16 protein-coding genes are annotated in these 14,065 nt (G+C 31.1%); 2 read left to right on the forward strand and 14 right to left on the reverse strand.

Annotation, left to right across the window (positions count from 1 at the left end; all coding sequences use genetic code 11):
- Positions 1–42 precede the first annotated feature (42 nt).
- The 8 genes from METVU_RS09180 to METVU_RS04595 form a co-directional block, all read right to left on the reverse strand.
- Positions 43–165 (reverse strand): HepT-like ribonuclease domain-containing protein, encoded by a 123-nt coding sequence (locus METVU_RS09180; protein WP_015733012.1) that lies wholly within the window; start codon positions 163–165, stop codon positions 43–45.
- Positions 162–383: a HepT-like ribonuclease domain-containing protein gene (locus tag METVU_RS04565; RefSeq protein ID WP_015733013.1), complete on the reverse strand. Its 222-nt coding sequence runs from the start codon at positions 381–383 to the stop codon at positions 162–164. Before METVU_RS04565 ends, METVU_RS09180 begins: the two co-directional genes overlap by 4 nt.
- Positions 380–661, reverse strand: coding sequence for a nucleotidyltransferase family protein (locus METVU_RS04570; RefSeq protein WP_015733014.1), 282 nt, complete (start codon positions 659–661; stop codon positions 380–382). The genes METVU_RS04565 and METVU_RS04570 overlap by 4 nt, the downstream gene beginning before the upstream one ends.
- Positions 662–699: 38 nt before the next feature.
- A complete protein-coding gene (locus METVU_RS04575) occupies positions 700–1,182 on the reverse strand; it encodes a type II toxin-antitoxin system VapC family toxin (RefSeq protein WP_015733015.1) in 483 nt (160 codons plus the stop codon).
- Complete coding sequence (locus tag METVU_RS04580; protein ID WP_015733016.1) at positions 1,175–1,372, reverse strand: antitoxin family protein; 198 nt, start codon at positions 1,370–1,372, stop codon at positions 1,175–1,177. The genes METVU_RS04575 and METVU_RS04580 overlap by 8 nt, the downstream gene beginning before the upstream one ends.
- 14 nt (positions 1,373–1,386) lie before the next feature.
- Positions 1,387–2,697 carry a restriction endonuclease subunit S gene (locus METVU_RS04585; protein ID WP_015733017.1) on the reverse strand — a complete coding sequence of 437 codons (1,311 nt, stop codon included), beginning with the start codon at positions 2,695–2,697 and terminating at the stop codon, positions 1,387–1,389.
- A 90-nt stretch (positions 2,698–2,787) separates the two neighbouring features.
- Positions 2,788–4,467 (reverse strand): class I SAM-dependent DNA methyltransferase, encoded by a 1,680-nt coding sequence (locus tag METVU_RS04590; protein WP_211204348.1) that lies wholly within the window; start codon positions 4,465–4,467, stop codon positions 2,788–2,790.
- A gap of 422 nt (positions 4,468–4,889) precedes the next feature.
- Positions 4,890–5,657, reverse strand: a complete 768-nt coding sequence (locus tag METVU_RS04595; RefSeq protein WP_015733019.1) for a Rossmann-like domain-containing protein — start codon at positions 5,655–5,657, stop codon at positions 4,890–4,892.
- 191 nt (positions 5,658–5,848) lie between these two features.
- Here METVU_RS04595 and METVU_RS04600 point away from each other — a divergent pair, with 191 nt between their 5' ends.
- Positions 5,849–6,304 (forward strand): flavodoxin family protein, encoded by a 456-nt coding sequence (locus tag METVU_RS04600; protein WP_015733020.1) that lies wholly within the window; start codon positions 5,849–5,851, stop codon positions 6,302–6,304.
- An 82-nt stretch (positions 6,305–6,386) separates the two neighbouring features.
- Here the strand turns inward: METVU_RS04600 and fbp are convergent, their stop codons facing one another.
- On the reverse strand, positions 6,387–7,547 hold the full coding sequence (gene fbp, locus METVU_RS04605; protein WP_015733021.1) for a fructose-1,6-bisphosphate aldolase/phosphatase: 1,161 nt from the start codon (positions 7,545–7,547) through the stop codon (positions 6,387–6,389).
- Between the two features lie 159 nt (positions 7,548–7,706).
- Here fbp and METVU_RS04610 point away from each other — a divergent pair, with 159 nt between their 5' ends.
- Positions 7,707–8,597: a selenium metabolism-associated LysR family transcriptional regulator gene (locus METVU_RS04610; RefSeq protein WP_015733022.1), complete on the forward strand. Its 891-nt coding sequence runs from the start codon at positions 7,707–7,709 to the stop codon at positions 8,595–8,597.
- A gap of 204 nt (positions 8,598–8,801) precedes the next feature.
- Here METVU_RS04610 and ppsA read toward each other — a convergent pair whose 3' ends face one another.
- The 5 genes from ppsA to METVU_RS09080 form a co-directional block, all read right to left on the reverse strand.
- On the reverse strand, positions 8,802–11,102 hold the full coding sequence (gene ppsA, locus METVU_RS04615) for a phosphoenolpyruvate synthase (RefSeq protein WP_015733023.1): 2,301 nt from the start codon (positions 11,100–11,102) through the stop codon (positions 8,802–8,804).
- Between the two features lie 408 nt (positions 11,103–11,510).
- Positions 11,511–12,035: a 50S ribosomal protein L16 gene (rplJ, locus tag METVU_RS04620; protein ID WP_048196811.1), complete on the reverse strand. Its 525-nt coding sequence runs from the start codon at positions 12,033–12,035 to the stop codon at positions 11,511–11,513.
- A 142-nt stretch (positions 12,036–12,177) separates the two neighbouring features.
- Entirely contained in the window at positions 12,178–12,867 is a 690-nt protein-coding gene (locus tag METVU_RS04625) for a glycosyltransferase family 2 protein (protein WP_015733025.1), read from the reverse strand.
- Positions 12,868–13,157: 290 nt separating this feature from the next.
- Entirely contained in the window at positions 13,158–13,892 is a 735-nt protein-coding gene (locus METVU_RS04630) for a hypothetical protein (protein WP_015733026.1), read from the reverse strand.
- 1 nt (position 13,893) lies between these two features.
- The gene (locus METVU_RS09080; RefSeq protein ID WP_015733027.1) at positions 13,894–14,064 is read right to left on the reverse strand and encodes a hypothetical protein; all 171 of its coding nucleotides are present in this window, start codon (positions 14,062–14,064) and stop codon (positions 13,894–13,896) included.
- Position 14,065 lies beyond the last annotated feature (1 nt).

The following is a 14,065-nucleotide window of genomic DNA, read 5'->3' on the forward strand; positions in this document are numbered from 1 at the left end:
CCTAATGAATACCTCCCCCACTAATAAAAATAACAAAATTATTTATCTAACTCTTCCAATTATCTTTAAAATTTCCTCTTTTAATTTAGGAATATCCTTTTTAACAACTTCCCAAGTTAATCCTAAATCTACTCCAAAATATTTGTGAATTAGAATATCTCTCATCCCAGCAAATTCTTTCCATGGGATGTGGTTATATTTTCTCTAAATTCTATAGGTAAGTTTTTAATCGCTTCTCCTATAATTTCTAATCTTCTAATAACTGCATCTTGTAAAAATTTAGATGTAAAGAAATCATCTTCGGTTTTATCTTTAATGTATTCCTCAATAAGTTCAATACTTTCTAAAATATGATTTAGGAAAATTTTTACATCTTTTTTCATAATATATCCACCGCTTCATTTAAAATTCTCTCTTTTAAAAGTGGATGTATGGAGTTGTAGGTTAATACATCAACCTCTTTTCCTAAAACTTCCTCAAGTTCATATTTTAATCTAACCAAATCTAATAAGCTCTTCCCCTCTCCAAATTCAACTAAAATATCTATATCTGATGTTTCTTTCTGCTCTCCTCTTGCATAACTACCAAATATTGATGCCTTCTTAACACCATGTTTTAATAAAATTGGGGTGATTTTTCTTTTAATTTCATTGATATTCATAAAAATCACCAATTATTTAATTGGACAGTTTTTAAAGATTAATCGTTCTTTAATATTCTCTCTATCTCTTTGAATTCTTTTTCTATAATGAGTATTGATTTTAATCCGATTGAATTAGCATGTTTATTCATTTTTTCATCGTCGGTTATTAAAATGGCATTTAGCATTGAACTTGTAGCAATAAAATAACAATCAAATCCAGAGGCTCCAGTCTTTAGGGCAATATCTATGCTATGCTCAAATATCTCATTTTCAGAAACGAAATTATAAGAGTTTGATAATGATTCAATAACTTGAAGTGCTATTTTTGGATAACCGTGTCTTTTTAAAACACTTGCTACCTCCACCAAAGCTACTTTTGGTAAATATACATTAATCCCTTCATTGTTAAGAAATTTTATTAATTGCTTGCATTTATTATGGGTTTTAATTTCCCTATCGTAAATATCTTTTGGGAGGGATTTTCTTGGGAGTAATATGCTTTTTACTATTACACTTGTATCTAACACAACTTTAATCATACTTCTTCCTCCTAACTTCCTCAAGTGTTTTATCCACATCTTCTTTTGCCTCAAGCTCAATCTCATTAATTAATTCAGCAAAGCTCTTTTCCTCAATGCATATAAGGATTTTTTTGTTTTTTGGTAGATTTATTGGTTTTGTAAGCTTTAATATACCATCTTCATAAATTGCTTCAACAACTTTAGGCATAATATCACCAATTTTTATAATTCTTCAACTCTCAACTCTCCAAATACCAATTTTGGTAATAAAGCATCTCTAATTTTCTTCAAAACCATAATTTGTTTTTGATTGTTTATAATTTTTTCGAATAAAGGTTGAACTAATGAATGGAATTTTTGCAGTATTGGTTGTGGTGGAATTAGGATAAATTTGCTATTTTTAAACAATTCTACCTTCAAATGTAATACATTAACACCATTTGCAAAGGTTGAGTTTTCTTCTTGTGAGTATTTTAAATACAAATACAAATAATATTTTAAAAATTCATCTTTTAAGTCAATTTTTGCACAATCTAATGAGATTATACCAAATTCACAATTATTTGGCAATATAACAATTGCTGGAGCTCCGACAACTTTTGCTTCTGCTGTCATGTCTGTTAGGGCAATAATCAAGTCCCCTTCTTTTATTTTTTGCGTTTCTTTTGCTTTTGTTCCTTTATAATAAATATATTCAGTTTTAAAACCTCCTCCTCTTAAAAAATTGTTTAATGTTATGAAAATATTCTCTTCTGGTTCTTTGCTGATTTCTGACGATTTGTAGGAGACACCTTTTATTAATTCTGCAATTTCTCCTAATCTCTTAACTTCCCAACCTTTCGGAATCTCTTTGTCCAACTCTTCATTATAAACAAACTCTTCATCTTTAAACGGCTCAAAATCTATAAACCAATTTTTAAATAATTCTAAAGCTATTTTTTCTAAAGTTTCATTTTGTTTTTTCTTATTCTCAATTAAATCATCAAAATATGATAAAACAGTTGCTATTTTTTGTTGTTCTTCTGGTGGTGGATATGGAATTTCAACTTCTTTTAGGTCTTTTATTGTTAATGCTTTTTGACTAGACCCGATATAAATCTCTTGATGTTTTAATATTACTGGTAGTAAAAAATATAAATATTTCTGATACAAATTTTTAAAATCTTTTAACCACAATACGTTACCATCTTTAAAATAAAATTTATCATTTTGTTTAACCATATATACATACCCAATTGTTCCAATAGCTGTCAGCAATAAATCACCTTCTTTAGGAACGCCATATTTTGCTTTTATCTCTTCATATTTTTCATTTGAAATATAAAGACAATTTTTAACTTGTTCTCCTTGAGATAATGAAATAATTTCCTTTGCCCTATAAAATGGAATTCCTTCAGAGGTATATTCCCTAAGATATATCCGCTTACTTGATGTAATGACACATAAATCACCTAATCTCTTAACATTCCAATCCTTAGGAATTTTTCCAATCTCTGTTTCTTTAAATTCTGTTTCCCATCTAAATTTAACCATTTATATCCCTTTAATTTTTAATTATTCAAAAAAAGCAAATAAGTATCCATTAAATTTCATCTACCACATACCTTATCTATTGAAACGCCCTTAAAATCCTAAAGCATCTAAAACCTCTTTAACCTTCTCCCTCAACTTCTCCTCCTCATCTAACAATCCCCTCAACTCTTCTGAATACTCCTTCATCTTAACTTCAAAAGGAATCCCATCATCTTCAATCTTAACCCCAACATATCTTCCAGGCGTTAAAACATATCCATTTTTAGCAATCTCATCAATAGTAGCAACCTTAGCAAAACCAAGTTCATTTATCTTCTCTTCATTTTCTCCACTTTCGAGCATTTTAAACTTGTCAACAATCTTGTTTATATGCTCTTCAGTTAAAATATTCTGCCTTCTTGAAATCTGCTTATATAGATTCTTTGCATTGATAAACAAAACCTTTCCTTTCATATAATCTGGCTTCTCCTTCCTTATAAACCATAGAGAAACTGGCAAACTTACATTATAAAACAACTTTGGAGGGCAGGCAACAATTCCATACACAAGGTCGTTCTCTATTATTGCCTTCCTTATCTCCCCCTCTACATTTCCAGCAGACAATGCACCATTTGCCATAACAAAGCCAGCTTTTCCATTAGATTTGGTATGATATATAAAGTGCAATATCCACATATAGTTTGCATTGTTATTTGGAGGCACTGGAACTTTTTTATTTCCAATCCTTAACCTTGGGTCGTCTGGTTTTATTCTATTTGAATCCCATTCACTATCATTAAATGGAGGGTTAGCAACTACATAATCAAAAACCATATTCATGAATTTATCATCATGATACGAATCTCCAATACGAATATCTCCTTCAGCCCCTCTAATAATGAGGTTCATTTTTGTAAGTCGATAAGCCATTGGGTCAGAGTCCTGCCCATAAATTGATAACTCATTTATATCTATTCCCTCCCCCTCCAATTTTTCAAGTGCTGAGACAAAAAATCCACCGCTACCACAAGCTGGGTCAAATATTGTCCCTCCTTTAATATCTAACACATCCACAATAAGTTTTGTTAAAGACCTTGGAGTATAAAACTTTCCTCCAAGCTTTCCTTCAACTTCTGTAAATTTTCCTAAGAAATATTCATAAATTCTACCAAACACATCTTTAACTTTATATTCTTTTCCAAAACTTATTTCTGAAAATTTATTTATGAGGTATGCATAATCGTGATTATCAAGGGGAGATTGTGCATAGATTTTTGGGATTACATTTTTTAACCTATCAGGATATTTCTCCTCCAAAATCTCTATGGCTGTATCAATAATTTCTCCAATATTTGGACTCATTACATTTTCTACAAAATAATCCCATCTTGTTTCCTTAGGAAGATAAAGAACTCCTTCAGAGAGATAGAAATCTTTATCTTCGAGAATCATTTTTCTAAGTTCTGGGTCTTCAGTGTATAACTCACTATTTGGATTAGATAACTCATCTTCAATCTCTTTTCTCCTCTCATAAAATCTACACGTTAAAGCCCTCAAAAATATAAGCCCCAAAACAACATACTTATACTGATGAACTTCCATCTTCTTTCTAAGCTTATCTGCCACTTTCCATAACTGATTTTCAAACTCTGGTGTAAGTTCAAAATGGTCATGTGATACCAATTGTTCAGATGTTTTGTTAGATTTAGACGATTTTTTCTTACGTTCTTTCATTTTAGTTTTTTTATTTTCATTATTTTTAATATTTAAAAATTTATCAAGTGTTGGCATAAGACATCACCATAATTTTGATTAATTCTTTATATCTTTTTATATTTTTATACATATATTATTGTATTTTTAGATGCACAATATGATAAGATGGTTAATAAATATTTTCAATTATATTGCAAGTTCAGGATTTTTATGCAATTCCTATTAAAATCTTACAAGATACCCTGTGTTATTTATTTAAATTTACTATTAAATCCGTTGGTTATTTTGATGTTTCTGTCTGATTAAAAATAAAAAATAAAAATGGAAATAAAAAGAGAGCAAAATTGAGAAAGCATATATAAAAAATATATAGGTTAAGTTATAATACTTACACTATAAAATTGTTGATTTTTTAGTTTAAATTTATATCCTCGATGATGAGTAATAAAAGCTGAAAGATGATGAACCCTTTCGGGGTATCTGAGAGGAATTAATTTTTATTTTACCTCTATCGTGTATTTCTTTGAAGCTCCTTTAAATAGCATTGATGAAGAGGCAAATTTTAAATATAGGAGAGCTTTATCAACATCTATAACCTTTGTTGAAGCGATGTGGGTTATGCCAGATCCTTTAATAAGATCTGGTAAAAGTTGAGAAGTTGCCCCGACTAAAACCTTCAATTTAGCATTTTTAGACCGTTCTAAGATAAAATCCAGCGTGTCATTTAATAGCGATGTTCCACTTATAAACACTGCATCCATCTCAGGTAATAGGCGATATTCAAACGTATCACTCAAAGTATTTTCATTGAAAAGAGAAGAATTTCTTTCAAAAACATAAATGTTATATTTATTATTCCTTAATATCCTAACAAGTGGGATCATATTTCCAATGAATGCAATGTTTTTAATATCATTTCTATTTAGAATCAGCGTAGAGGCATCTTTTCCATTTGCTTCAACATTGAAATAATATTGAGACACTGCATTTATTGCTGCTAATCCAAGAGTTCTTTCAACAATATCAAAACTATCTACCTTGTTTATAAGATCTTCCAAATTCTTATTTATATTTACATTCTTTTTGGTTCCATGTCCTTTATATTCTTCCAATAATGTCATTGCCACTCCCAAAGCTTTTTTACCATTATTTTCAATTAATACATAACTATAAGGTAAAGCAAATGAAAAATCAATAACCTTAAAATCCTCTTCTTCCCTACTTAATAGGTTTAAAGCCCTCTCTTTTATCTTTTCTATTATCATACTTTCTCCTCTCATCAAATCTTATTTTAGTGTTTTTTAATTTTTAACTTTAATTATTTGTTATTATTTTCTTTAAAGCTTTGCTATTTTAAAAAGTTATTAAAGAATAACTATCAATAAAAATTAAATAAAACATAATTAAAAGAGTTAAAAGATAAAAATCAAACTTGTAAAAAACTCGGGGGATCTTTATGAAATATTTAGTTCTCTATAAATCCATTCATCATAAAAATACTGAAAAGATAGCTAAGGCAATAGCAAAGGAGTTAAATGCAGATATTCATGATATTGACAAAGTAAACCCTGATATTATTAAAAATTATGATATTGTTGGTTTTGGTTCTGGAATTTATTTTGGAAAACATCATAAATCAATATTTAGGTTTGTTGATAAAATTGATAAAGTAGATAAAAAAGCGTTCATTTTCTCCACAGCAGGTTTTCCCTTTTTAAAAGCAATATTTCATAAAGAACTTAAAAATAAACTTAAAAATAAAGGGTTTGAAATCATCGGGGACTTTTCTTGCAAGGGGTATCACACATACAGTATCTTTAAATTGTTTGGTGGTTTAAATAAAAATCATCCAAATGGATATGATATTAAAAAAGCGAAAGATTTTGCAAAAAATATCTTAAAATCTTTTTAAAATAAAAAATAAAAATTTAAAGTAAAAATCATCAAATTAATTTTTATTATCTCTATTAATCATATTAAATATTTTTATTAAATTATTCCACATCTCCTCTATCTTTTCTTGTGATTCCTCCTTCTTCAATCAACTCCAATCCCTCCAATGGAATAAATCTATCTTCTAATGCCTTTAACACCTTTGGAACTGTCGTATACTCCATCATTGTTGCTGGCAATCTATGTGGTTGGAATGGACCCATTCTTCTCATTATGTCTGCCATCTCCAATGCCTTTTCTCTTGCCTTGTCAAAGCCCTTATCTGCAAACAAATCATTAGGACCGATTAACATTCCATCACAAACTTGGAAGCCAAGAGCAATAATTCTTGCTGGCCCATCGAATCTCGTAGGTGTTGCATCCTCTTCTCCAACTGGCATTAATGGTCCCCAGTGGCTACCTCTCATCCATCCGGGAACAAAGTGTGGGTTAGCAAATGGTTCTAAGACCTCTCCGACTGCTGGGAATCCACTTTGAGCCCTAACTATTGCCACAGGATCATCTTTACCAACATACTCTCCAGCTATGTAGTTTAATTTTTCTGTGCTGACAACAGCAGCTATTTCGTTATCTTTTCTCCTATAAACTCTTTTAATTGCATACTTCTCATAATCTCCGATTAGTGCTAAAAGCATATAAACCTCTTCTGGTGTCTCTAAAAATACCTTCTTATGCCCAACTACATCATGAACCTCAAACTTAAATCCTGAGATCATTGATGGATCGAAAACTAAACCAGCAGTGTTAAATGGATCTGCAAACATCTTATAGAGCGGATAATTAAAAGCAGTAGGATCTGTTTTATCACAACAGAAAACAACTATTGGCTCACTTTTTCTTTCTACAAATTCCATCTCTGCACATCCAGGACCCATTCCTCTAACATTTCCTGAGAAACTATCAGATAATAGATCTTGACCTGCTCCATATAATTTTAGCTCTTTTGCAACTTTTGTTGCCTCTTCAAAAGCTCTCCAAGCCAAACCGTGGACTTTTTCGTTATCGCAACCCAATTTATGGGTCATTATTAAATCAATATCATCTCCACATCTTGTAACGTAATAGTCCAATATAACTTCATCAACTGCCTCCTCTAAAACTGCTTCACAAACCTCTAATAATTCATCTGGAGCTAATGTATGTCCACACAAGCCACCGACATCTGCTTTTATAACACTAACAGTTATTTTGTTATTTTCCATTTAAATCACCATTCTAATTTTTAAATTTCTTTTTTTCTGTATTATATTTTTAACATTTTTAAGCAATAGGTATATAAACTTAACTTCAATTCCACATTAACTTTATATATGGGAATTATTAGTTATCCTAATAGGGATTAAGGATTAAGAGGTGATGTTATGGATCCGAAAATAAGTTATTTCCAAACATTTATTGTAGCAAGCAAAACAAAGAGCTTTTCTAAGGCAGCAAAAAGATTGGGAATAACTCAAGGAACTGTTAGCAACCATATATCTGCACTTGAAAAATATTTTGATGCTCAGCTCTTTTTAAGAACTCCTGAGGGTGTTGATCTAACTCCAGAGGGGAAGATATTTTATGAAAGAGCCGAAAAAATATTAGATCTGCTAAATGAAGCTCGTCTGTTAATGAGGGCAATTCATGAAAATCCAGAAGGAACTATAAGAATATATGCATCTACAACACCCGGAGAGCATATCCTTCCATCCATAATTAAAGAGTATAAAAACTCTTACAAGAATGTCGACTTCGATATAACAATTGCTGATTCGGAGAAGTGTTTTAAAGCGTTGGATGAAGGTTTGGCAGACATTGCAGCAGTTGGTTTTCTGAAAAATAAAAACTATGAATATACAATTATCGGAAAGGATAGATTGGTTTTAATAGTTCCTCCTAATCATCCTCTTGCGGAAAAAGGAACAGCAAAACTTGAAGACATATTAAAAGAGGATTACATTGATAGGGAGGAAGGTTCTGGAACAAGAGATGCATTTATAAAAGCATTAAATGAAAAAGGTTATTCAATAATGGATTTAAATGTAGTGATGAGATTGGGTAGCCACTCAGCAGTTATAACTGCCGTCTCTGAGGGCTATGGAGTTAGCGTTGTTTCAGAAATTCCTGCTAAAAAGGCGGAAGATGCAGGATTAGTAAAGATTGTTCCTGTTGTTGACTTGGACGTGGTTAGATACCTCTACCTTGTTAAAAGCAGAAGGCCAAAAAACCCAAGTGCAGTTAAATCATTCTGGGAATTTGTTACAAAAATCTAAATAGACAATCTAAAATTAATAATTAACAATTATTAAAACTTTCAAATTCCACTTTTAAATTTTAATTTTTTATTATTTATTTTTATTAAAGAAAATTTTTAAAAGACATCAACCAATATAAAAGGATAAAAATAGATAAACTCTCTTTTATTTTAAAATCAAAACAACTAATAAAAAATTAATTTTAAAAAAATAAAGTTAAAGTTATTCTTCACTTATATGAGATTTCCTTATGAAGTTTAATATAACCTTCTGCTCAGTTCTTGCCACAACTCTTCTTATTGTCTCTACAGCATCAATGTTTGCTGAAACACTATCAATTCCCCACTCTACCAACTTCTCAACTATGTGAGGTCTGCTTCCTGCCTGCCCACAGATTGATGTTTTTATGCCATGCTTTTTGCATGTTTTAATTACATGCTCAACCAACTTTAATACAGCAGGATGATCCTCTTTATAATACTTTGAGACCAACTCGTTATTTCTATCAATTGCTATTGTATATTGAGTTAAATCGTTAGTTCCTAAGCTAACGAAGTTTATTCCCTCTTTTATAAAGTCCTCTATGATTAAAGCCGCTGCTGGTGTTTCAACCATAATTCCAAATGGAATATCCTTACATGGCTCTAAACCAACCTCTCTCATTATCTCTTTAACTCTTCTAACTTCATCTGGATGAGTTACGAGAGGAATCATGATCTCTATATTCTTATAACCCTCCTCTCTCAATCTTTTAATTGCCTTTAACTCACATTTTAATATATCAACTTCATCAAGATCTCTCCTAATACCTCTCCAACCAAGCATTGGATTGTGTTCTATTGGCTCGTTCTCCCCTCCTTCTAATCCCCTAAACTCATCTGTTGGAGCATCTAACGTTCTATAAGTTACAGGTCTTGGGTAGAATGCATCAGCTACTTTTCTAATTCCTTCCATTAACGCCTCTATCAATGCTTCTTCTCCCTCTTCCTCTAAAATCTTTCTTGGATGCTTACCTAAACCTAATATCATGTGCTCTGCTCTCAACAAGCCAACTCCATCTGCTCCTGTAGCAGCAGCCCTCTCTGCAACCTCTGGCATACTGACATTAACTTTAACCTCAGTAGCTGTTATTATTGGAGCTTGCTGGACAACAACAACTTCTGGTTTTTTCTCTTTTTCTTCAACTTTCTTAATCTCTCCTTCATAAACGATTCCCTTCTCTCCATCAACTGTAACGATCATTCCATCTTTTAAAACCTTCGTTGCTTTCTTTGTTCCAACAACGCAAGGTGTTCCTAACTCTCTTGAAACGATTGCCGCGTGGCAAGTTAATCCTCCTTCATCTGTTACGATAGCAGCTGCCTTTTTCATCGCTGGAACCATATCTGGCGTGGTCATCTCTGTTACTAATATATCTCCCTCTTTAACCTTATCTATCTCACTAACGTCGTGGATTATTTTAACAACACCTGTTGCAATACCCGGAGAGGCACCAATACCCTTTAATAATATCTTTGCCTCTATATCCTCTTCTTTTGCCTTTTTCTCCTTCTTACCTTTCTTTAATGTAGTTATTGGTCTTGCTTGGAGCATGTAAAACTTGCCTTTCTCATAAGCCCATTCAACATCCATCGGTTTTCCATAATGGTTTTCTATTTTTAATCCTATTTTAGCCAACTCCTTAATTTCATCATCTGATAAAACCTGTTTCTCCTTCAAGTCCTCTGGAACTTCAACAACCTTTGTCTCTCCTTTCTCATCTTTAATAAACATTGTCTCTTTTCTTGCTATATGCTTATCTATAATTTCCAATGTCTTTTTATTTACTATATAAGTATCTGGAGAGACAGAACCGCTAACTACTCCTTCCCCTAATCCCCACGCTGCTTCAATAACTAACTCATCGTAGTTTTCGCTGATAGGATTAACTGTAAACATAACTCCTGCCTTTTCAGCATTAACCAATTTTTGAACAACTGCTGCTAAGGCAACTTTAAAGTGATCAAAGCCCTGCTGTTCTCTGTAGAAAATAGCTCTTGGTGTAAATAAGGATGAGAAGCATTTTTGCACATATTTAACAACATTTTCAGCTCCTTTTATATTTAAGTAAGTGTCTTGTTGTCCAGCGAAACTTGCGTTTGGAAGATCTTCAGCGGTTGCAGAGCTTCTAACTGCCACTGTTACCTCTTCCTCCCCACATATCTCACATAATTTGTTGTATGCCTCAATAATTGCTAATTTTAAGTCCTCTGGCATCTCTGCCTCTTCTATAAGTGATCTAATTTTTTTCGAAGTTTCGTTTAATGCATCAGTGTCGTTTATGTCTAATCCTTTTAAAAGTTCTTTTATTTTATCCATTAATCCGGTCTCTTTTATAAAGTATCTGTATGCCTCTGCTGTAACTACAAATGCGGGGGGGACTGGTAATCCAGCATTCCACATCTCCCCTAATGAAGCCCCTTTTCCACCTGCTAACTCTACATCTTTATTTGATAACTCATCTAACCATGCGATAAATTTCATTTTATCCCCTTTGATTTTTTGGAGTTATTTTTGCTTTATATTTGATATATTTGGTTTATTGCAATATTTTTATTTTTACTTATTTTTTCTATTTAGATTATTAAATCGTATATCATTTATTTTATTTTCATATTTATTTTCTACCATTGATATTTTTAGATTTTTAGAGTGGTGTTGGGTTTATCTATTAACAATACATTGTTTGGTTAGGGAAGTATATATAAGTTTTATTTTAAAACATTTTCATATAAAAATGATGAACAGAAAGAATACAAAAGAATATGATTAGAAAAAAAGTATAAAGATAGTATTTTGGTCAATTTTAAAAGATAAGTGGATAGAATGAGAGTTTCCTAATATTTTATAGAGTATTTATAGTATTTATTAAAATATATTTTTATTTACATATTACAGTTTGAGTAGTTCCTTTCCTTGTTCGATAACTATTCTACATGGAACTGGCAGTTTCATTGCTGCTCTTCTTAATGCCTCCTTAGCAGCTGGAAACTTATCAGGGTTTACCCAGACAGTTAATATTGCCTGTCCTTCTTTAACTCTTGCAGCTGTTCCGATTGGTTTTCCAAAAGCCAATCTCATACCATCTGAAATTCTGTCTGCTCCAGCTCCGGTAGCCATTTTATGTTCTCTCAGTATTTGGTGTGGGTATGTTCTAATTTGGAATTTGTATCCTAATCTTCCGCACATTTTTGTTAAATACTTGTTTGCTGCAACTCTTGCCGCTTCTAAAGCGTTGTGTCTTATTTGTATTGGTTTTTTTGCAATTAAATTTACTTTTACTGGAAATTCTGCTGATAGATTACCCATTATAAAGTGAACGACTTTTGGCTGTGGAACTCCTTTTACATACTCTTTTCTTGTATATGGTGGTTTATCTACATCCCTATAACATCTGTTTGGTCTTAAAGATGCCATATCATCACCCATTTTTAATAAATTTTTGTTAGCTTTAAAATAGGTTTAGTTTTTTCTTAATTTTTTTTAGTGTTTTTTGTTTATCATAAGGATTGTCTTGTTGCTTATATTCTTTAATTACTATTTAAAGCTTACTGTTGATCTACTCTAAAAGGATAAACTTTACTACGTGCTTAGCGACTTCAAGTATTTTTCTTGGGGTTATGTAAGAAATAGCATCTCTGTGATATTCTACGCTTATATATTCTTCAACAATTTTTGCCCCTTTTTTAGCCAGTTGTAGTGCAATGAAGTGTTCTACTGCATACCCTTCTCCAAATTTTATATCTTTTAGGAATTCTGATTTTATGATTCTAAAACCGCACTGGACATCTTTGAAAAAGTAAAATCTTTTTGAATAAATAAGAACTGCTAAGGATGTTAGTATTGAGGCAAGGAAATTGGATAATCTTCTATGAATCGGAATATGCTTATAATTCCTAATTCCAAAAACTGCGTCTGCATTTTTTTCTTTTAATTTTTTGAATAGTTTTGGAATATCTTTTGGTTTGTGTTGGTAGTCCCCATCAATGTATACGACATATTGATATTTGTTTAAAGAGAGAGCAAATTTAGTTCCCTTTTCTATTGCCTTTGCTTTACCTTCGTTTTTTTCATTCCTGATTAAGTAAATATTTATTTTAGAATTTTTTGAAAAATTTTCAACAAGTTTGGTGGTATTATCTTCAGATCCGTCATCAACTACTATTGCATCAATATTCAAATCCTCTAAATCCTTTAAAACCTTTAAAATATTTTTTTCTTCATTAAAAACTGGAATTACTGCAATCATAGGCAACCACGTCTAACTTTTAATCGATAATTAAAATATTTAAGTATAACAGGGCATTAAAAACCGTATAAACAGTGATATTGTAAAATTAATGTTAAAATAATATTTAAATCTTCTTTAAAAATTTTACAAAAATTTTAATTTAATTGAGTTAATTAATAAAAATAAAAAGTTAATAAAAAGTTAAAATATTAATAGATTAGTTATACGTCTTTAAATATGTTTAAACATGACAATTTATAATCATGTATTTATAATCCAAAAATAAATAAGGGTTTATAGTTTTATCCTTATAACTTAATGATATACACAACTACAAATCCAAATATGATTCCAAGTATAAGTCCCAATATTCCATAAGTTATTAATTGATTATCGTCTGTTTCGTTTGTTGTTTTTATGCTACTATTTTGAGATATTTTCGATGTGGTCAAGTTTTCAATGGCTTTTGTGAGGTTCATGCTTTTATTGGTGGTGTTGTTAACTTCCTCTTTACTATTTGTTTTATTTGTTGCGTTTATGTTTTCTGATGTGTTTAAAGTTAAAGATGTAAGATTTGATGTTGTTGTATTGGTGTATTGGAGTGTTGTATTTTCTGTTTTTGAAGTATTTTCAGTAATGTTCGATGGAATGTATTTAATTATTATCTTTTCAGGGATGTTTATAATACTTATATTTAATGTATAAGTTTTCTTAACGTGGGCTTTATTAACTAAATATGACATTTGAACATTTATTGTATGATTTCCACACTTAACTGCCTTTCCTTCAAAAATATGCAATATTTTGGCATCTTCTGCAACTCCTGCGTAGTATAGTGTAGAGTTTTTGAATACCACTGCGTCAGAGGATACTGTAACATTAAAGTTCTCAACAGTGTAAGGGGCTCTCCACTGGAATATCACATAAATTGAGTTATTTACTAAACATTTTTCTGGAACTACGATGATCTCAGGATTTGAAGCATAGTTTGCAGTAAAAAGTAATAGGGTTAGAATTAGAAGAAGTTTTTTTCTAATGGCCATATTATCCACCAACTTTTAATCTTCTTAACCTTTCGTTAAGTTTTTCTACCTCCTCTTTTGTTAGTCGCGTGGCTTTTTTAACTTCGTCCAGCTCTTTTTGTAGCTGAACTACTTTTATCCCGAGAATTATGTTTAGAAGTATACTAATAGCTACGATTATGTATAGGATCATT

Source organism: Methanocaldococcus vulcanius M7 (genome assembly GCF_000024625.1).
GTDB classification, from domain to species: domain Archaea; phylum AGJL01; class Methanococci; order Methanococcales; family Methanocaldococcaceae; genus Methanocaldococcus; species Methanocaldococcus vulcanius.